18 protein-coding genes are annotated in these 18,484 nt (G+C 73.3%); 8 read left to right on the forward strand and 10 right to left on the reverse strand.

The genetic code is table 11. The annotated features are described in order from the left end of the window. Positions 1–4: 4 nt before the first annotated feature. From ABD353_RS24525 to ABD353_RS24535, 3 genes are all read right to left on the reverse strand, one after another. Positions 5–1,795, reverse strand: coding sequence for an ATP-binding SpoIIE family protein phosphatase (locus tag ABD353_RS24525; protein WP_344625821.1), 1,791 nt, complete (start codon positions 1,793–1,795; stop codon positions 5–7). A 48-nt stretch (positions 1,796–1,843) separates the two neighbouring features. Then, positions 1,844–2,566, reverse strand: coding sequence for a class I SAM-dependent DNA methyltransferase (locus tag ABD353_RS24530; protein ID WP_344625822.1), 723 nt, complete (start codon positions 2,564–2,566; stop codon positions 1,844–1,846). 422 nt (positions 2,567–2,988) lie between these two features. Then, positions 2,989–5,964: an AfsR/SARP family transcriptional regulator gene (locus ABD353_RS24535; RefSeq protein ID WP_344625823.1), complete on the reverse strand. Its 2,976-nt coding sequence runs from the start codon at positions 5,962–5,964 to the stop codon at positions 2,989–2,991. 208 nt (positions 5,965–6,172) lie between these two features. Here ABD353_RS24535 and ABD353_RS24540 point away from each other — a divergent pair, with 208 nt between their 5' ends. After that, positions 6,173–6,373, forward strand: coding sequence for a hypothetical protein (locus ABD353_RS24540; RefSeq protein WP_344625824.1), 201 nt, complete (start codon positions 6,173–6,175; stop codon positions 6,371–6,373). Positions 6,374–6,434: 61 nt separating this feature from the next. On the opposite strand, the gene ABD353_RS24545 is transcribed toward ABD353_RS24540, so the two are convergent. Further along, on the reverse strand, positions 6,435–8,099 hold the full coding sequence (locus tag ABD353_RS24545) for a fumarate hydratase (RefSeq protein WP_344625825.1): 1,665 nt from the start codon (positions 8,097–8,099) through the stop codon (positions 6,435–6,437). A 208-nt stretch (positions 8,100–8,307) separates the two neighbouring features. On the opposite strand from ABD353_RS24545, the gene ABD353_RS24550 reads away from it, so the two are divergent. Both ABD353_RS24550 and ABD353_RS24555 read left to right on the forward strand, forming a co-directional pair. Continuing rightward, entirely contained in the window at positions 8,308–8,997 is a 690-nt protein-coding gene (locus tag ABD353_RS24550; RefSeq protein WP_425555238.1) for a DUF1707 SHOCT-like domain-containing protein, read from the forward strand. A gap of 245 nt (positions 8,998–9,242) precedes the next feature. Beyond that, positions 9,243–9,629, forward strand: coding sequence for a WhiB family transcriptional regulator (locus tag ABD353_RS24555; protein WP_425555237.1), 387 nt, complete (start codon positions 9,243–9,245; stop codon positions 9,627–9,629). 57 nt (positions 9,630–9,686) lie between these two features. Here ABD353_RS24555 and glpX read toward each other — a convergent pair whose 3' ends face one another. Beyond that, complete coding sequence (gene glpX, locus ABD353_RS24560) at positions 9,687–10,727, reverse strand: class II fructose-bisphosphatase (RefSeq protein WP_344625827.1); 1,041 nt, start codon at positions 10,725–10,727, stop codon at positions 9,687–9,689. 216 nt (positions 10,728–10,943) lie between these two features. Between glpX and ABD353_RS24565 the strand changes: the two genes are divergently transcribed. Continuing rightward, positions 10,944–11,465, forward strand: coding sequence for a DUF4245 domain-containing protein (locus ABD353_RS24565; RefSeq protein ID WP_344625828.1), 522 nt, complete (start codon positions 10,944–10,946; stop codon positions 11,463–11,465). 104 nt (positions 11,466–11,569) lie between these two features. Here ABD353_RS24565 and ABD353_RS24570 read toward each other — a convergent pair whose 3' ends face one another. The 3 genes from ABD353_RS24570 to ABD353_RS24580 all read right to left on the reverse strand — a co-directional run bounded on the left by ABD353_RS24570 (position 11,570) and on the right by ABD353_RS24580 (position 13,305). Further along, positions 11,570–12,163 (reverse strand): malonic semialdehyde reductase, encoded by a 594-nt coding sequence (locus ABD353_RS24570; RefSeq protein ID WP_344625829.1) that lies wholly within the window; start codon positions 12,161–12,163, stop codon positions 11,570–11,572. A 166-nt stretch (positions 12,164–12,329) separates the two neighbouring features. Beyond that, entirely contained in the window at positions 12,330–12,584 is a 255-nt protein-coding gene (locus tag ABD353_RS24575; RefSeq protein WP_344625830.1) for an exodeoxyribonuclease VII small subunit, read from the reverse strand. 49 nt (positions 12,585–12,633) lie between these two features. After that, positions 12,634–13,305 (reverse strand): RNA polymerase sigma factor, encoded by a 672-nt coding sequence (locus tag ABD353_RS24580; protein WP_344625831.1) that lies wholly within the window; start codon positions 13,303–13,305, stop codon positions 12,634–12,636. Positions 13,306–13,491: 186 nt separating this feature from the next. Between ABD353_RS24580 and ABD353_RS24585 the strand changes: the two genes are divergently transcribed. Continuing rightward, positions 13,492–13,971, forward strand: a complete 480-nt coding sequence (locus ABD353_RS24585; RefSeq protein WP_344625832.1) for a helix-turn-helix domain-containing protein — start codon at positions 13,492–13,494, stop codon at positions 13,969–13,971. 8 nt (positions 13,972–13,979) lie between these two features. Beyond that, positions 13,980–14,456 carry a hypothetical protein gene (locus tag ABD353_RS24590; RefSeq protein ID WP_344625833.1) on the forward strand — a complete coding sequence of 159 codons (477 nt, stop codon included), beginning with the start codon at positions 13,980–13,982 and terminating at the stop codon, positions 14,454–14,456. Between the two features lie 26 nt (positions 14,457–14,482). On the opposite strand, the gene xseA is transcribed toward ABD353_RS24590, so the two are convergent. Next, a complete protein-coding gene (gene xseA, locus ABD353_RS24595; RefSeq protein ID WP_344625834.1) occupies positions 14,483–15,694 on the reverse strand; it encodes an exodeoxyribonuclease VII large subunit in 1,212 nt (403 codons plus the stop codon). Positions 15,695–15,852: 158 nt separating this feature from the next. Between xseA and ABD353_RS24600 the strand changes: the two genes are divergently transcribed. Next, the gene (locus ABD353_RS24600) at positions 15,853–16,827 is read left to right on the forward strand and encodes a 4-hydroxy-3-methylbut-2-enyl diphosphate reductase (protein WP_344625835.1); all 975 of its coding nucleotides are present in this window, start codon (positions 15,853–15,855) and stop codon (positions 16,825–16,827) included. Positions 16,828–17,029: 202 nt separating this feature from the next. After that, on the forward strand, positions 17,030–17,776 hold the full coding sequence (ppgK, locus tag ABD353_RS24605) for a polyphosphate--glucose phosphotransferase (RefSeq protein WP_344625836.1): 747 nt from the start codon (positions 17,030–17,032) through the stop codon (positions 17,774–17,776). Positions 17,777–17,953: 177 nt separating this feature from the next. On the opposite strand, the gene ABD353_RS24610 is transcribed toward ppgK, so the two are convergent. Further along, positions 17,954–18,310, reverse strand: coding sequence for a DUF6542 domain-containing protein (locus ABD353_RS24610; protein ID WP_344625837.1), 357 nt, complete (start codon positions 18,308–18,310; stop codon positions 17,954–17,956). Between the last annotated feature and the right edge of the window lie 174 nt (positions 18,311–18,484).

Here is an 18,484-nt window from a genome sequence, read left to right on the forward strand (position 1 = left end):
GGGGCTACGCCGTGTCCCGGGCCCGGGTGGGGACGGCCCGGCAGCGGGTCGGCAGGCGCTGCTCGAACCAGACCACCTTGCCCGCGCCGAGCCGGGTGGCACCCCAGTCGTCGGCGCACCGGGCGACTATCTGCAGGCCCCGGCCGTGCTCGTCGTCCGGCCCGGCCCGGCGGGCGCGCGGCAGGGCCGGGCTGTCGTCGCCGACCTCGCAGCGCAGCCGCGAGGTCCGCACCAGGCGGAGCGTCACCGGCCGGGTGGCGTGCCGGATCGCGTTGGTGACCAGCTCGCTGACCATCAGCTCGGTGGTCTCCGACAGCTCCTCCAGCCCCCAGCGGCGCAGTGCGTGCGCGGCGAGGCGCCTGGCCCGGCCGGGCGTCTCGTGCCGGGGCTGCAGGTACCAGTAGGAGACGTCCTCGGCCGGGATGCCGTCGAAGGCCGCGGCGAGCAGCGCGATGTCGTCGGCGCGCTCGCCCGGCGGCAGCACCCGCAGCGCCTCCTGGCAGACGTGCTCGGGGGAGTGCCGGTGGGCGGCGGCGAGCCGGGCGCGCAGCTTCTCCAGGCCGGTCGTCAGCGGGCGGCGCCGGCTCTCCACCAGGCCGTCGGTGAACAGCAGCAGGGCGGAGCCGGGCGGCGCCGGGAGTTCGGTGGAGGTGAAGTCGACGCCACCCACACCGATCGGCGCGCCCGGCGGCAGGTCGAGCAGTTCCGCGGTGCCGTCCGGGCCGATCAGCACCGGCGGCACGTGGCCGGCGTTGGCCACCACCACCCGGTTGGCGATCGGGTCGTACACCGCGTAGACGCAGGTGGCCAGGTGCTGTTCGGCGCCGAGGTGCTGGGCCTGCTCGTCGAGGTGGTACAGCACCTCGTGCGGCGGCAGGTCGAGGCCGGCCAGGGTCTGTGCGCTGGTGCGCAGCTGGCCCATCACGGCGGCGGAGGTCAGCGAGTGGCCCATGACGTCGCCGACGATCAGCGCCACCCGGTTGCCGGGCAGTTCGACCGAGTCGTACCAGTCGCCGCCGACCTGGGCGCCGCGCTCGCCGGGCAGGTAGCGGTGGGCGAGCCGTACCCCGTGCGGCTGCGGCAGGTGCGCGGGCAGCATCCGGCGCTGCAGCTCGCGGGCGGTCTCGAACTCCCGGGCGTAGCGCAGCGCGGTGTCCACCGCGAGGCCGGCCTGGGTGGCCAGGTGGCGGGCCATCGCGGTGTCGTCGGGTTCGAAACGGGCCGGGCCCGCCTTGCCCGGACGGCGGATCAGCAGCAGCAGGCCGAGCACGGCCTTGCGTCCGCGCAGCGGCAGGAGCAGCAGGGCCGTGCCGGCGGCGAGCCGGCCCAACGTGCGGGCGCCGTACAGCTCGGTGAGCAGCGGGCGCAGCCGGTCCGCGGCCGGGGTGCCGAGCACCGCGGGCCCGTACGGCGCCTGGCCCGCCAGCATCCGGGCGAGCGGGCCGCCGGGCGCCGGCCGGCACAGCCGGGAGCGCCGGCCGAGCCGGGTGCCGTGGCCGTGGTGCAGTCGGAGTGCGGTGGGCGGACCGGGGTCGCGTTCGACCGGCGGCAGCGGGTCGCGCAGGTGCACCACGGCGGCGTCCGCGAGGGCCGGGACGAGTGAGCGGCCCAGGTCGCGCAGGGTGGTGCGCAGGTCCAGCGAGCCGTTGATCCGCCGGGTGGCCGTCTCCAGGTACCCGAGCCGTTCGGCGAGGCCGGGCCGTTCGTCCCGGTGCGGCGGTGCGGAGCGCTGGGCGCCGACCAGTGGCACGGCGGCGGTCGGCCGCCCTGCCTGGGGCGAGGAGTGGTCGCGCACGGGCTGCCCGTTCTTGAGATGTCGAGGGTGGTCGGGCCGGCTGGTCTCTCAGGTGGTGCGCCGACAGCGCAGGAAGAGCTGTTCCTCCGGCGGCAGGGCGGTCGACGCGGGCGCGTACGGGTGGCCGGTGCAGGCCTCGACCTCGAACCCGGCCGCGGCCAGCGTCTGGGCCAGCTCCTCGCGCAGGTAGCCGCTGATCCGCAGCTCGCGGCCGAGGAACGGCAGCGGCGCGTCGTCGAGGTCGGCCTCGACCATGCCGAGCGCCAGCAGCCCGCCCGGCCGCAGCAGGGTGCGGACCCGGCCCAGGACCGCGGCGATCTCCGCCCGCGGCAGCAGGACGAGCGAGAAGAACGCGGTGGCGGCGGCGAAGGAGCCGGCCGCGTCGGGGCCGAGCTGCGGCACGCCCCAGGCCGCGGCGGCCCGCGGGGTCGCCAGGTCGTACATGTCCATCCGGTGCAGTTCGGCCTCCGGCACGGCCCGGCGGGCGGTCGCCAGCATCCCGTCCGAGAGGTCGATGCCGGTCACCCGCAGTCCGCCGTCGGCGAGTTGGCGGGCGGTCGGCTCGCCGGTGCCGCAGCCGACGTCCAGCACCCGGGCGCCGAGGGCGAGTTCGTTGAGCAGCCAGTCGCCGCAGGCGGTCTGGCCGGTGCGGTCCGGGAAGACCTCGTCGTAGCGCGGGCCGATCGCGTCGAAGGCGACGGCCTGCAGGGCCCGTTCGGAACGGCGCCGGTGCCCGGTGTGTGCCGGGTCCGAGATCTGTCCGGTTGTCACGCCCTGGGTACCTCTCTCTCCACCTGGCTCCCCGGCGGGCGAGGCCCGCCACAGTGTCCGCCCCCGCGTCGGTTTGTCGATGTGTCTGCTGGCCTTCGAGGATAAGCGTGATCACTGCGCCGTGGGGCCCCTTTCCGGCCAACTCGCCGCAGTCGGACGCAGTTGGCCGCGTTTCGGACGAAACGGGCCCGGGCCGCGGGGGCACACCGGAGCGGACCAGGGTGGTGCAGTTGTCGGCGTGCGCCGGACAACTGTTCTGACCTGCGGAAACGTCGTGCATCTGGGCGTTTATCGAACGTCAATCGGCAACTGCCAGAGTGTTCTCAGCGCCGGGGAAGCGTCAAAGCGTTCCCGCAGCCGGGGGGCTGCGGGAGCGCCGGCGCCCCAAGGGGGAGGGGCCGCCCGTCGGGGGGACGGACGGCCTACGGCGCGGGGGGAGAGAAGGGCTCGGTGTGCTCCTGCACCGCGATGAGGTCCCGCACGGGCTGGGCCTCGGGCACACCGAGCCGGCTGAAGACCGAGTGTGCCTCCTGGAGACAGGCCAGCCCGCGAGCGGGCTGCCCCAGCTCCAGGAGCGCCTCGCCCAGCGCGGCATTGGCCAGGCCCTGGCAGTAGGCGGCGTCGATCTCCTGCGCGATCGACAGCGACTCCCCGGCCGCGGCGGCCGCCTCCGAGTACTGCGCCTCGTCCACCAGGCAGGCCGCCAGCCGGGCCAGCGAGTAGCCCTCCCAGAAGCGGTACTGCTGGGACTGGAAGAGCTGGTGCGCCTCCCGGAGGACCTCCGCCGCCTCCGCCGTGGAGCCGGTCGCCCGCAGCACCACGCCGAGCTGGTAGAGCGTGTCGCCCAGACAGGGCGTGTTGCCGGAGGTCCGGGCGGTCGCGACCGCGGCCCGTGCGGAGTCGACGGCCTCCTCGTGCCGGTCGAGACCCACGTAGGCCCGTGCCATGTTCGCCAGCAGCCGCGCCTCGCCGATCGCTGCGCCGAGGCTGCGGCTGATCTCGTGGGCCTGCTGGTAGAACGGCAATGCCTCGGCCGGGCGCCCGGCCAGGATCAGCACCACGGCGAGTTCGTTGGCCACCGATGCCCGGAAGTGCGTGCAGTCCAGCGGGTCCTGCAGCGCCAGACTCTGCCGCAAAGAGGACTCGGCCTCGGCGAGCTCGCCCGCCATCTGCTGGAGATGGCCCAGCGCGTAGTGGATCCGCGCCAGGGCATCGGTGTCCTCGTACTGCTGCGCATTGGCGGCAGCCGTCCGCAGCGCCTCGCCGATCCGCCGCCCGAGCGTCGGGTCCTCGACCAGGGCGCGCAGGACGAGCACCAGGTCGACCCCGGGCCGCAGCAGTTCCACCGGCTCCCGAACGGCCCGCTCCACGGCGCTCAGCACCAGGGAGAGTTCGGTCCGCAGCCACTCCCAGGCCGAGGCGCTGTCGGTCAGTGACAGCCCCGGAGCGACCGGGGTGTGCAGAAGCTCGGTCAGGACGTCCTCGGGCTCGATGACCCGGGCGGCATTCTGCAGGCTGGCGAGCAGGAGGTCCAACAGCCGGGACAGGGCGTCCTGCTGGGTGCCAGTGTCACCGAGCTTCTCGTTCTGCCGCTGGGCGAACAGCCGGAGCAGGTCGTGGTAGCGGTACCGGCCCGGTGTGAAGCACTCCAGCATGTTGGCCTCGACCAGCGCCTCGGCGAGGTCCTCGGCGGTCTGCTCGTCGGTGCCGAGCAGCGCGGCGACGGCCGGCAGCGGCAGGTCCGGCGAGTCCACCACGGAGAGCAGGCGGAAGGCCCGGGCCTCGTCCGGCTGCAGCTGGGCATAGCCGAGGCCGATGGTGGTCTCCACCGCGAGGTTGCCGAGCTGGAGCTCCTGGAGGCGGTTGCGCTGGTCGGCTAACCGACGGGCCAGGTCGGAGACGCTCCAGCGGGGGCGGCTCGCCAGCCGGGCGGCGGCGATGCGGACGGCGAGCGGCAGGAAGCCGCAGGCGGTCACCACGGCCAGCGCGGCCGCCGGTTCGGCCGCCACCCGGTCGTGGCCGACGATCGCGGAGAACAGGGCCAGCGCCTCGTCGGGGCTGAGCTCCTCGATGTCCACCAGGTGGGCGCCGGGGATCTCCGCCAGCCGCGAACGGCTGGTCACCATCACCGCGTTGCCCGAGACGCCGGGGATCAGTGGCGTCAACTGCCGGGCGTCACGGGCGTTGTCGAGCAGGATCAGCATCCGCTTGTCGGCCAGCAGCGAGCGGTAGAGCGCCGAGCGCTGGTCGAGGGAGTCCGGAGCGTCGGTGGCGCCGAGCGCGTGCAGGAAATCGCCCAGCACCACGGCCGGGTCGGCCGGGGTGGCACCAGCCCCGCGCAGGTCCACGTAGAGCTGGCCGTCCGGGAAGTCCGGACGCAGGCGGTGCGCGACGTGCACGGCGAGCGTGGTCTTGCCGACGCCGCCGATGCCGGCCAGCGAGGTGACCACCACGGCCTGGCCGGAGCCGCCGCGCAGCACGTCCCGGAGCTCGCTCACGATCTTGCTGCGGCCACTGAAGTCGGAGACGTCGGCGGGCAGTTGGGCGGGCGGGACGAAGGCCGACGGCTCCTCGTCGGCGAGCGGTACGGCTGCCGCCACGGCAGGCATCAGCGCCGGGTCGCCGGCCAGGATCCGGGCGTGCATGGCGGCGAGTCCGCTGCCGGGCTCCACACCGAGCTCGTCGATGAGCAACTTGCGGGTGTCCGCGTAGACGCCGAGCGACTCCGCCTGCCGGCCGCACCGGTACAGGGCGAGCATCAGCAGTTCGCGCAGCCGCTCGCGCAGCGGGTGTGCCGCGGCCAGTGCGCTGAGTTCCGACACCACCTCGGCGTGCAGACCGACCTCGAGCGCGGTCGCGCAGCGCTCCTCCGCAACGGTGAGCTGCCGCTCGGACAGTCGGGTGCGCTGGGTCTCCGCATAGGGGCCGGGGATGCCCGGCAGGGGTCTGCCGCGCCACAGGGCGAGCGCCGCCAGCAGCGATTCGTGGGAGGTGCGGAAGTCGCCGTCGGCCCGGGCGTCGGCGGCCCGCGCGACCCGGCTTTCGAAGGCCGCGAGGTCGAGCGAGCCGTCCGGGATGCGCAGCGCGTAGCCGTCACTGACCGAGACCAGGATCTCGGCCGGTTTGCGTACGGCCCGGTTGGGCTCGATGACCGACCGCAGGCGTGAAATGTACGTGCGGAGCGCGGCCACGGCCTGTGGCGGGGTACGGTCGCCCCAGATGCCGTCCACCAGGTCGTCGGTGGTCACCGGCCGGCCCCGGTTGAGCAGCAGGGCCGCCAGTACTGCCTGTTGCTGCGGCGAACCCAGCGCGAGCGGCTCGTCCCCGCGCCAGGCCTGGACGGGGCCGAGCACCTGGAAGCGCAGCGCATCGGCCGGCGCCGTCCCCTGAAGCTCCATGTCCTCCCCCGAAGGCGTATGTCGGTGGTTCCCTGTGGCGTCTCCCGGCCGAATGGCGGGGCGTCAGCTTATGAGGAAGCGCGCAAACATCCGCGAACCGTGCGCAGGACGGGACGTTTATAAGACATTTAACGACCCCTACGATACTGGGCTGGCGCCCGGGACGATCCAGAGCGCCGAGATCTGATGACCTGAAAGGCGGCGCACCATGGCCGACGAGACCACCACCCCGACCGAGCCCGTCGCCGCCGAGCACGCCGTTGCTCCGGTCGACCCGAACGCGATCGAGCAGGCGCTTTCGGTCCTCGCCGAGCAGCCGGAGGAGCCGGCCGGCGAGCAGCCGGCCGAGGGTGGCAAGAAGTCCGACGAGACCTTCGAGCCGCTCGGCAACATCACCAGCTGCCCCTGACCTGAAGCACGTACAGCGCGCGCCCCGGTCCGCGAGGACCGGGGCGCGCGCCGTCGTGCGCCTACTCCGCGGAGCGGACCCGCAGGCTGGTGATCAGCGGGCCGTCCGTGACCTCGGCGAAGAAGTCGTTGCCCTTGTCGTCCACGACGATGAACGCCGGGAAGTCCTCGACCTCGATGCGCCAGACGGCCTCCATGCCGAGCTCGGGGTACTCCAGCACCTCGACCTTCTTGATGCAGTCCTGGGCGAGGCGGGCGGCCGGGCCGCCGATCGAGCCGAGGTAGAAGCCGCCGTGCTCGTTGCACGCCTTGGTGACCTGCTTGGAGCGGTTGCCCTTGGCGAGCATGACCATGGAGCCGCCGGCCGCCTGGAACTGGTCGACGTAGGAGTCCATCCGGCCGGCCGTGGTCGGGCCGAAGGAGCCGGAGGCGTAGCCCTCGGGGGTCTTCGCCGGGCCGGCGTAGTACACCGGGTGGTCCTTCATGTACTGCGGCATGCCCTCGCCGGCGTCGAGGCGCTCCTTGATCTTGGCGTGGGCGATGTCGCGGGCGACGACCAGGGTGCCGCTGAGCGAGAGGCGGGTCTTCACCGGGAACTTGGACAGCTGCGCCCGGATGTCGGCCATCGGCTGGTTGAGGTCCACCTTGACGACCTCGTCGTCGAGGTGGGCGTCGGTGGTGTCCGGCAGGTACTTCGCCGGGTCGGTCTCCAGCTGCTCCAGGAAGACGCCCTCGGCGGTGATCTTGCCGAGCGCCTGGCGGTCGGCGGAGCAGGAGACGGCCATCGCGACCGGCAGCGAGGCGCCGTGGCGGGGCAGGCGGATCACGCGGACGTCGTGGCAGAAGTACTTGCCGCCGAACTGCGCGCCGATGCCGATCTTCTGGGTGAGCTCGAAGACCTTCTGCTCCAGCTCCAGGTCGCGGAAGCCGTGGCCGGTCTTCGCGTCGCCGGAGGTCGGCAGGTTGTCGAGGTAGTGCGCGGAGGCGTACTTGGCGGTCTTGAGCGCGAACTCGGCGCTGGTGCCGCCGACCACGATCGCCAGGTGGTACGGCGGGCAGGCCGCGGTGCCCAGCGAGCGGATCTTCTGCTCCAGGAAGGAGAGCATCGACGACTCGTTGAGGATCGCCTTGGTCTCCTGGTACAGGTACGACTTGTTGGCGGAGCCGCCGCCCTTGGCCATGAAGAGGAACTTGTAGGCGTCGCCGTCGGTGGCGTACAGCTCGATCTGGGCCGGCAGGTTGTTGCCGGTGTTCTTCTCGTCCCACATGGTGACCGGCGCCATCTGCGAGTAGCGCAGGTTCAGCTTGGTGTACGCGTCGTAGACGCCGCGGGCGATCGCGGACTCGTCCTGGCCGGAGGTGAGGACGTTCTGGCCGCGCTTGCCCATGACGATGGCGGTGCCGGTGTCCTGGCACATCGGGAGGATGCCGCCGGCCGAGATGTTGACGTTCTTCAGCAGGTCGAGCGCGACGAAGCGGTCGTTGGGGCTCGCCTCCGGGTCGTCCAGGATGCGGCGCAGCTGGGCGAGGTGGTCCGGGCGCAGGTAGTGCGAGATGTCGTGCATCGCCTCGGCGGTGAGCAGCCGCAGCGCCTCCGGCTCGACCTTGAGGAAGGTGCGGCCGTCCGCCTCGAAGGTGGAGACGCCCTCGGAGGTGAGCTTCCGGTACGGCGTGGGGTCGGCACCGAGGGGGAGGAGGTCGCGGTACTCGAATTCCGGGGTGGCCATGGGGGGAGATCCTTAGCGAGGTCGGCTGCGTCTGCGAAGCACCCTCCAATGTAGGTGCAGGCGGCGCGGCGGCGGAGCGCAGGTGAGCCTGCGTGACGGGGCTCACGCCTTTCTCCGGCGAACTCTCGTTCGGAGTGATCCCGATGGCTAGGCTTTGGGCGTGGACACTTCGCCGTCGCCCGACGACCAGGGGCAGCAGCCCGTACCCATGACCAAGCAGGAGCCGGCCCCCGTCCCGCAGGCGCAGCCCGCGGTCGCCGCGCCGGTCGCCGAGGCCGATCTGCGGTGCTCGGACGCGGACCGCGAGCGGGTCGCCGACCTGCTGCGCGACGCGTACGCCGAGGGCCGGCTGACGGTGGAGGAGCACTCGGAACGGATCGAGGCCGCGTACGCCGCGAAGACCTTCGGCGACCTCGTCCCGCTCACCCGGGACCTGCCGGCCGCCACCGAGGGTGCGCCGCTGTCGATGGTGAAGCCGCCGCTGCAGCAGCAGCGCGCGCCGCTGCCGCCGGCCCGCCAGGAGGCGCCGACCATGGTGGCGGTGTTCGGCGGGGCGGAGCGCAAGGGCCGCTGGCGGGTCGGGCCGCACCTGAAGGCCGTCGCGGTCTTCGGCGGGGTGGAGATCGACCTCACCGACGCGGTCTTCGAGTCGCCGGAGGTGGTCATCGAGGTGACCGCGATCTTCGGCGGGGTGGACATCAAGGTGCCGGAGAACGTCAGCCTGCACGGCGGCGGGGTGGGCATCTTCGGCGGGTTCTCGGTGCGCGAGCAGACCGCGGCCGACCCGTACGCGCCGGTGGTGCGGGTGAAGGGCGCGGCGATTTTCGGCGGCTGCGAGGCCAAGCCGCGCCGCGGGAAGAAGCTGCGGGAGTGGGCACGCAAGCAGCTCGACCGCTGAGCGGGGCCGGGCGGGAGTCTGCCGCCCGGCCAACTGTGCTGCGGGCACTCGTCGTTGTGTCGAGTGCAGGGAGTAGTCGGTTGCGTGCGGTGTGCATGAATCGGGGGGCGAGGGGGTAGTTCCCCACGCACATCGGTTCCTGTTACGGCTGTGATCCCGTACGGCGGCGGCGCCGCGGCGGGTGGGCACGGGGCAGTCGGGCAGGGACGAGCTTCCCCGAGTCCCGTACCGCGTCAGGAGTAGCCGTGCTGCATCCCATCGAGTCCAGCGCCACCGGCTCCGCCGCCGTCCGCCGCAGTCCGGTGGCGGTGGGGGCCCCTGCGGACCCGCTGGAGGACAACCCGTGGCACACCGGGGCGGCCTGCCGCCGCGACGAGGCCGGGCTGTTCTTCGCGCCGTCCAAGGAGCCGACGGCGGCCCGGCTCTCGCGTGAGGAGCAGGCCAAGCAGGTCTGCGCCCGGTGCCCCGTGCTGCTGGAGTGCCGCGAGCACGCGCTGGCGATGCCGGAGCCGTACGGGGTGTGGGGCGGGCTGACCGCGGCCGAGCGGCGGGTGGTGCTGGCCCGGCGGCGGCGCCGGGAGGCGGAGCTGCGCGAGGCGCGGCGGGTGCCGACGGGCCGGATAGCCGGCTGACGCACGGCCGCGGCCCAGGGCGCGGACGCCCGGGGCCGCTGTTCGCGACGTGCCGCGTCAGTTGGCGCGGTCGAAGTCGATGGCGCTGTAGGCCCGCAGCTTGGACAGCTTGTGGGTGGAGTCGATGCGCCGGATCGTGCCGCTCTTGGAACGCATCACCAGCGAGCTGGTGGTGGCGGTCTCCTGGCGGTAGTGGACGCCGCGCAGCAGCTCGCCGTCGGTGATGCCGGTGGCGACGAAGAAGACGTTCTCGCCGGAGACCAGGTCGTCGGTGGTGAGGACGCGGTCGAGGTCGTGGCCGGCGTCCAGCGCCTTCTGCCGCTCCGCCTCGTCCTTCGGCCACAGCCGGCCCTGGATGACGCCGCCCATGCACTTCATCGCGCAGGCCGCGATGATGCCCTCCGGGGTGCCGCCGACGCCCATCAGCAGGTCGACGCCGGTGCCTTCGCGGGCGGCCATGATGGCGCCGGCCACGTCGCCGTCGGAGATGAACTTGATCCGGGCGCCGGCCTCGCGGATCTCCTTGACCAGGCCCTGGTGGCGGGGCCGGTCCAGCACCACGACGGTGACGTCCTCGACGGCGATGCCCTTGGCCTTGGCGACCCGGCGGATGTTGACGGCCGTCGGTGCGGAGATGTCGACGAAGTCCGCGGCCTCCGGGCCGCAGACCAGCTTGTCCATGTAGAAGACCGCGCTGGGGTCGAACATGGTGCCGCGGTCGGCGACCGCGAGGACGGCCACCGCGTTGTGCATGCCCTTGGCGGTGAGCGTGGTGCCGTCGACCGGGTCCACGGCGACGTCGCACTCGGCGCCGGTGCCGTCGCCGACCCGCTCGCCGTTGTACAGCATGGGCGCCTCGTCCTTCTCGCCCTCGCCGATGACGACGACGCCGTTCATCGAGACGGTGGAGACGAGGGTGCGCATGGCCTTCACGGCCGCGCCGTCGGCGCCGTTCTTGTCGCCGCGGCCGACCCAGCGGCCCGCCGCGAGCGCGGCGGCCTCGGTGACGCGGACGAGTTCCAGGGCGAGGTTGCGGTCCGGGGCCTCCGGAGCGACTTCCAGTGAGCTGGGGAGGTGGTGCGGGTACTGCGTGGTCATCGTCGTTACCTCTCTGTACGCGACGGCCAGTGAGCGCCCGACTACTGCCAGGTCGGAACGCCGTGGTGAGGGTTGGTGCGATCGTATCCGGCACCCGGACGGGTGTCTGTGGCACACCCGGCGCGACCAGCCGGTATGCGGTGGTTCGTCCGGCTTCACCCCGCCGGGGGGTACCCGGTGGTCGGGGGCGCGGGGGGCATGGTCCACCATGGACGGGTGGCAGGCAGCAGCAGCAAGAGAGGCCGGCAGACGGTACGGGACATGATCCTGTCGATGCTGGCGGTCGGTGTCGTGGGCTTCTTCGGATACCTCTTCATCCCGCACGAGGGCGGCGACGGCGTGCACGTCGTCGACTACCGTTCGGCGCTGGCCTCGGCGAAGCGCGCCGCGCCCTACCCGGTGCTCGGCCCGCAGGGGCTCTCCGAGCAGTGGCGGGCGACCTCGGTCGAGTACCGCAAGGACGGCAAGGGCAACGCCGTGTGGCACCTGGGCTTCGTGACCCCGTCCGGCCAGTACGCCGCGGTGGAGCAGTCCAACGCCACCCGTGACGACGTGATCGGCGCCGTGGTGCCGGGCGGCAAGCCGGACGGCAGCGCACCGGTGGCCGGCCAGGACTGGCAGCGCTTCCAGGGCACCAAGTACCGCGGCCTCGCCACCCCGGCCGGCACCGCCACCACGGTCGTCACCGGCTCCGCCTCGTACGACGAGCTGGCCCAGCTGGCCGCCGCGCTGAAGTAGCGCGCGGCGCCGGTGCGCGCGCCCCGAGGACGTACGGCGAAGGCCCCCGCGGCGAACCGCGGGGGCCTTCGTCCTGCCCGGGCCGTGCGCGACCCGGAGCGGGATCAGACGGTGGTGACGACCTCGTCGTACTCCAGGCGCGGGGAGCGCGGGAACCAGGCGTCCTCGCCGGGCTTGCCGATGTTGACCACGGCCAGCACGGAGTGCTCGCCGTCGCCGAAGAACTCCTTGTTCAGGCCCGCGGCGTCGTAGCCGGTCATCGGGCCGGCGGCCAGGCCGGCGGCGCGCACGCCGATGATGAAGTACGCGGCCTGCAGGGCGCCGTTCAGCGTGGCGGAGGCCTCGCGGACGGGGCGCTCGGAGAAGAACATGTCCTTCGCCTGCGGGAAGTGCGGCAGCTGGGTCGGGAGCTCCTCGTGGAACTCGTTGTCCTGCGCGAGGATGGCGACCAGCGGGGCGGTGGCGGTCTTGGCGCGGTTGCCCTCGGCCATGTGCTGCAGCAGGCGCTCGCGGCCCTCGTCGGTGCGGACGAGCACGATGCGCAGCGGCTGCTGGTTGAACGCGGTGGGGCCGAACTTGACCAGGTCGTAGATGGCCCGGACCTGCTCGTCGCTGACCGGCTCGTCGGTGAAGGTGTTGGCGGTACGGGCCTCGCGGAAGAGCAGGTCCTGGGCGGCGGCGTCGAGTGCCAGAGTCATTGCGGAATCCACCTCAAACGGAAGACGGGAAAGCGGTCGAGACGGCCGGGAGGACCGTTCACCGGGCTCCAACATTGGGTGAAACTTAAACTATTCCGCAGGCGGGCGTGACCCCCGTCACACCTGCGCGATGCGTCCCGGGTCGCCCGCCGTCGCCGGCGGCGGCTCACCCGTCGGCGGACTCCTCGGCGGCCAGCGCCGCGTCCAGCCGGGCCCGGGCGCCGTCCAGCCAGCGCTGGCAGACCTTGGCCAGCCGCTCGCCGCGCTCCCACAGCGCCAGCGACTCCTCCAGCGAGGTGCCGCCGGTCTCCAGCTGCCGGACGACCTCCAGCAGCGCGTCCCTGGCCTGCTCGTACCCGAGCGCCTCGTCGCCGTCGGCCGCACCCCGGACCGTCTGACCGTCCTGCTGCTGATCTGCCATGCCGCCAGCGTAGGGGCTGCGGACGACAGGCCGGTGCGGTCGCCCGCCGTCAGCGCGGGCTGACCGGCCGCCGGGCGGACGGGCTGCGGCGCTCGGCCGCGGCGCAGCGCTCGGCCGGGGCGCGGTGCTCCGCGGGGCCGCAGCGCTCGGCGGGGACGGCGGCGGGGGCGACGAGGGTGCGGCGCAGGGTGCTGCGGGCCCGCCAGGTGAGGGTCTTCACGGCGCCCACCCGGATGCCGATCGCGTCCGCCACCTCCCGCGAACTGAGGTCGTCCCAGTAGCGCAGCGTGAGCGCCGTCCGCTGGTGCTCGGTCAATGTCGCGAGCGCGGCGAAAACGCGCTCGGCCTCGACGAGGGAGACCACCTGGTCCTCGACGCAGATTCCCGCATCGGAATCCGCGACCGCGGCCACCGTCGACTCGCTGCGGGTGGCCCGCCGTTTGTCGTGGTCGAACATGATGTTCCGGGCGATGGTGAAAATCCACGCCCCCATGTCCTTCCCCGTCCAGTGGAACCCGTCAATGCACGCCATTGCGCGGACGAACGTGTCCTGGGTCAGGTCCTCGGCGAGTGCGCGATTCCCGGTGCGCCGCGTGAGGAAGGCCAGGACCGGCCCCCGATATCGGCGGTACAACTCCGCCCAGGCGTCCCGGTCGCCGGCCTTGGCGGCCTCGATCAGGTGCGGTGTTCCACGCAGCGTTCCACGCGGCGTCCCATCCATACCGGACCTCCCGGAGAGCAGGTCCCGCAACGATACGAGCGGGCATGCATGCGTGCAAGCGATTCCGAAATTCCGTCAGTTCGCCTCACTGCCATCCAGATTTGGCGGGACCTGACTGATCGTCATTGGCTTGCACTCATGCAAGTAGATGCATCTGGGACATGACACGCGCTAGCCTTGCCCGCCATGCAGCCGACTGAGGACACCGCCTCGGAGACCACCCCCGCCCAACGTTTCGGTGCCGTCGTTCACGAGGCCGCCCGGCGCGCGGGCTACGACCTCACCCCGGGCTCCGGCGGACGGCTCGCCCTCGCCAGGGACACCGGCATGAGCGCCTCCGCGGTCGGGCGCATGCTGCGCGGCGAGACCCTTCCCCGCCCCTCCCAATTCCAGAGAATCGCGCAGGTCGTCCACCTGGACCTGCACGAGCTGCTGGTGCGCGGCGGAGTGATTTCCGAGGAATCCGCAAACGATCTCCCCCGGGGAGTACGCTCACCCATCACCCCTGAGGAAGCGTTGGACGCCTGGGGTGTAACCCACCCCATGATCCGGAAATTCCTTCTCGCCTCCATCGCCCAGGCGATCGGCCTGCAGCAGGAAAGCGAGCGCGGTTCTTTTCCGCCGGACGAGAACCGCGGGGGAGGGGCAGTGCACATGCAGAGGTGAGGCCAGTAATGCCGAGATTCTCTCCGGTGGCGGCCGACGCGCTCAGAGCGGTGGGCGCGGTCGGCGGAACAGCACTGATCGTCGCCGGCACCTACGACACCCGTTGGATCCCGTTCCTCGGCTGCCTGGCCGTGGCGGCGCTGTCCACCACCGAGTACGCCCTGGCGAGGACCAGGCGGTGGATGCGCGAGACCGAGGCCAGGACGGCCCGTCAGGCCGAACTCGTCGCCGCCCGCGCGGCCGCCCTGCCGCCGGCCGCGCCGCCCGGGATACCGCCGCCCCCCGCACCGCCGCTCGCCGACGGCCGACAGCTCGGCGCCGACGCCCTGCTGCGCCTGCTGGAGGCCGTGCACCGGGAACTGCGGCACGCCCACGAGGCGGCCGACCGGGCCCAGGCCGAGCTCGCCGACCTCAGCCGCGAGTGGAACACCCTCGTGCAGGAGACCATGAGCCGTCCCCCGCACGCCCGCACACCGGTCGAATGAGTCCGGTCGCGCGACGCGGCCCGCGCTCACTCCGGTACGACGGTCACCCCGAAGCCGCCCTCCGCCACCCGCGCGTGCAACTCGTCCCCGGCCGCCACCTGCGCCGGGTCCGTCACCACCGCCCCGTCCGCCCGCTGCAGCACCGCGTAGCCGCGTTGCAGGGTGGCCAGCGGCGACAGCGCCACCACCCGGGCCAGCGCGTGCCCGAGGTCCGTCTGCGCATGGTCCAGCCGGTTCCCCAGCGCCCGCCGCTCCCGCTCCACCAGCGCCGTCACCTCCGCCGCCCGGTCCTCCACCAGCCGGTGCGGCGCGGCCAGCACCGGACGGCTGCGCACCCCCTCCAGCCCGTGCAGCTCCCGCTCGACCCGGCCCACCACGCAGCGCCGGGCGCGGTCCCGCAGCTGGCGCACCCGGGCGAGCTCCTCGCCCACCTCCGGCACCACCCGCTTCGCCGCGTCGGTCGGCGTCGACGCCCGGAAGTCGGCGACGAAGTCCAGCAGCGGCTGGTCCGGCTCGTGGCCGATCGCACTGACCACCGGGGTGCGGGCCGCCGCCACGGTGCGCACCAGCTCCTCGGACGAGAACGGCAGCAGGTCCTCCACGCTGCCGCCGCCGCGGGCCACCACGATGACGTCCACCTCCGGGTGCTCGTCGAGCTCCCGCACCGCGGCCGCCACCTGCGCCGCCGCGTTCGGGCCCTGCACCAGCACGTTGCGCACCTCGAAGCGGACGGCCGGCCAGCGCCGCCGGGCGTTCTCCAGGACGTCCCGCTCGGCCGCCGAGCCGCGGCCGGTCACCAGGCCCACGCAGTGCGGCAGGAACGGCAGCGGCCGCTTGCGCTCCGCGTCGAACAGCCCCTCCGCGCCGAGCTTGCGCTTCAGCTGCTCCAGCCGGGCCAGCAGCTCGCCCAGCCCGACCAGCCGGATCTCGGACGCCCGCAGCGAGAGCGTGCCGCGTGCGGTGTACCACTCGGGCTTGGCGTGGACGACGATCCGCGAGCCCTCCTGGACGGCCTCCGCCACCTGTTCGAAGACCGAACGGAAGCAGGTCACGGTGAGCGAGACGTCCCGCTCCGGGTCGCGCAGCGTCAGGAACACCATCCCCGCGCCGGGCCGCCTGCTCAGCTGCGCGATCTGCCCCTCCACCCAGACCTCGCCCAGCCGGTCGATCCAACCGCCGATCATCGCCGACACCCTGCCGACCGGGACGGGCGCCTCGGGGGAGCTGCTGTTCGCCATGCCCACGAGGCTAGCGCCGCCCGGTGACGCCGCCGCCGCGCCCGGCGCGGCCCGGCCCCACGCATCGGCCCCCCGCACATCGGCCCCCCACATCGGCCCCGCGCGCGTCGGCCCCCTGCGCGTCGGGCGCCGCGACGGGGCGCCCGTACGATGGAGCCATGTCCACCACTGCACAGCGCCGTGTCCTGCTCGCCGCCCCCCGGGGCTACTGCGCGGGCGTCGACCGCGCCGTCATCGCCGTGGAGAAGGCCCTGGAGCAGTACGGGGCCCCGATCTACGTCCGCAAGCAGATCGTCCACAACAAGTACGTCGTGCAGACCCTCGAGAAGAAGGGCGCGATCTTCGTCGACGAGACGGAGGAGGTGCCCGAGGGCGCGATCGTGGTCTTCTCCGCGCACGGCGTCGCCCCGTCCGTGCACGACGAGGCGAAGGCCGGCAAGCTCGCCACCATCGACGCCACCTGCCCCCTGGTCACCAAGGTGCACAAGGAGGCCGTGCGCTTCGCCGAGGAGGACTACGACATCCTGCTCGTCGGCCACGAGGGCCACGAGGAGGTCATCGGCACGATGGGCGAGGCCCCGGACCGCATCCACCTCGTGGACGGCGCCGAGGACGTCGCGAACGTCGAGGTCCGCGACGAGTCCAAGGTCGTCTGGCTCTCCCAGACGACCCTCTCCGTGGACGAGACCATGGCCACCGTCGGCGAGCTGCAGAAGCGCTTCCCGCTGCTGGTCAGCCCGCCCAGCGACGACATCTGCTACGCCACGCAGAACCGCCAGGTCGCGGTGAAGAAGCTTGCGCCCGAGACCGACCTGCTGATCGTCGTCGGCTCCAAGAACTCCTCCAACTCCGTCCGCCTGGTCGAGGTCGGTCTGGAGTACGGCGCCAAGGCCGCCCACCTGGTCGACTTCGCCGACGAGATCGACGAGGCCTGGCTGGAGGGCGTCACCACCGTCGGCCTCACCAGCGGCGCCTCGGTGCCCGAGATCCTCGTCGACGGCGTCCTGGAGTTCCTCGCCGAGCGCGGCTACGCCGACGTCGAGACCGTGAAGACCGCCGAGGAGCACCTGCAGTTCTCGCTGCCGAAGGAGCTCCGCCGCGACCTGCGCGCCGAGGCCGCCGGCAAGCTCTGACCCGCGCACCGGGGCCCTGAGGCCCCGGCCCGCCCCGAGCCCGGGTGCCCGCACACCGCGGACGCCCGGGCTTCGTGCTGCCCGCCACCGGGTACCGGAGGGACGGCACGGCGGGCGGGGGCGGCCCCGCCCCCGTAGGTTGGTGCGCAGCCCGTGGTTTGTGCACAGGCTGTGGACGACGCTTCGAGGGAGGAACTGCGGAATGACGACGGTATTCGGCGTGGACATCGGCGGCTCGGGCATCAAGGGCGCCCCGGTCGACCTGGCCGGGGGAGGGCTCGCCGAGGAGCGCTTCAAGGTGCTCACCCCGCAGCCGTCCTCGCCGAACGCGGTGGTCGAGGCGGTCGTCGAGGTCGTCCGGCACTTCGGCCACCAGGGGCCGGTCGGCCTGACCTTCCCCGGGGTGGTCGTCCGCGGCCGCACCCGCACCGCCGCCAACGTCGACAAGGACTGGATCGGCATGGACGCCGAGGGGCTCTTCCGCGAGGCCCTCGACCTGCCCGCCACCGTCGTCAACGACGCGGACGCGGCCGGCATCGCCGAGGTCACCCACGGGGCCGGCCGCGGCCGCGGCGGCACCGTCCTGCTGCTCACCTTCGGCACCGGCATCGGCAGCGCGCTCTTCGTCGACGGCGCCCTGGTGCCCAACACCGAGCTCGGCCACCTCGAACTGCGCGGCAAGGACGCCGAGCGGCGCGCCTCCTCGGCCGCCAGGGAACGGCACGGGCTGTCCTGGGCCGAGTGGGCGGTGCGGGTCGACGAGTACCTCGACCTGGTCGAGATGCTGTTCTCGCCGCAGCTGATGATCATCGGCGGCGGTGTCAGCCGCAAGCACGAGAAGTTCCTGCCGCTGCTGCGCAAGCGCGACGCCGAGGTCCTCCCCGCCGAACTCCGCAACAACGCCGGCATCGTCGGCGCCGCGATGGCCGCCGCGGCCCACGCGAGCTAGCCACCCCAGGGGCGCGTGGGGGCACCGCCCGGCCGAAGGCTGGGGGAGAACTGCGCAATCCGGGGGTGGGCGTCACGACAGCACGGGCCGAGCCTTGATCTGTACGGTGCCCCGCATCCGAATCGCGCAGTTCCCCGCGCCCCTGGTGGTGCGCCCGTGCCGTGCACCCCTGCGGTGCTACTTGGTGCGGCGGATCCGGCGTTGGGCCACGAACCGGGCTGCCACGATCACGGCCGCCAGGCCCGTCCCGGCGAACAGCCAGCCCGCCCGTACCGCCAGCCCGCTCGCCAGCGAGACAACCCGGCCGGTCAGCCCGGAGGTGGTGGCCGGCTGCAGCAGCGCCAGCGCCAGCGCGAACGCGATCGGCCCGGCGATCGGCGCCGCCGGCAGGTCCGGGTAGCGCACCCGGACGGCCAGCTGGAAGCAGAGCACCAGGTAGCCCAGGCCGAACAGCACGCCGAGGCCGCCGAACAGCGTCCGGTCCACCCCGGCGACCAGCAGGGTCCCGGCGACCGCGGCCACCCCGGTGCCCACCGCCGTCAGCCGGGCCGGACGCCCCGTCCGCTCCCGTCCGCGGCCCGCCCACGGCAGGCGCGGACGGCGGGCCGGCGCGCCGCCGGAGGCCGAGCGCAACCGGGAGTCGACGGGCGCGGCGGGGCCCGGGACGGGGGGGCGGGGGGGGGGGGGGGGGGGGGGGGCGCCGGGGGC

The organism is Kitasatospora arboriphila, assembly GCF_039528095.1.
Lineage (GTDB): Bacteria > Actinomycetota > Actinomycetes > Streptomycetales > Streptomycetaceae > Kitasatospora > Kitasatospora arboriphila.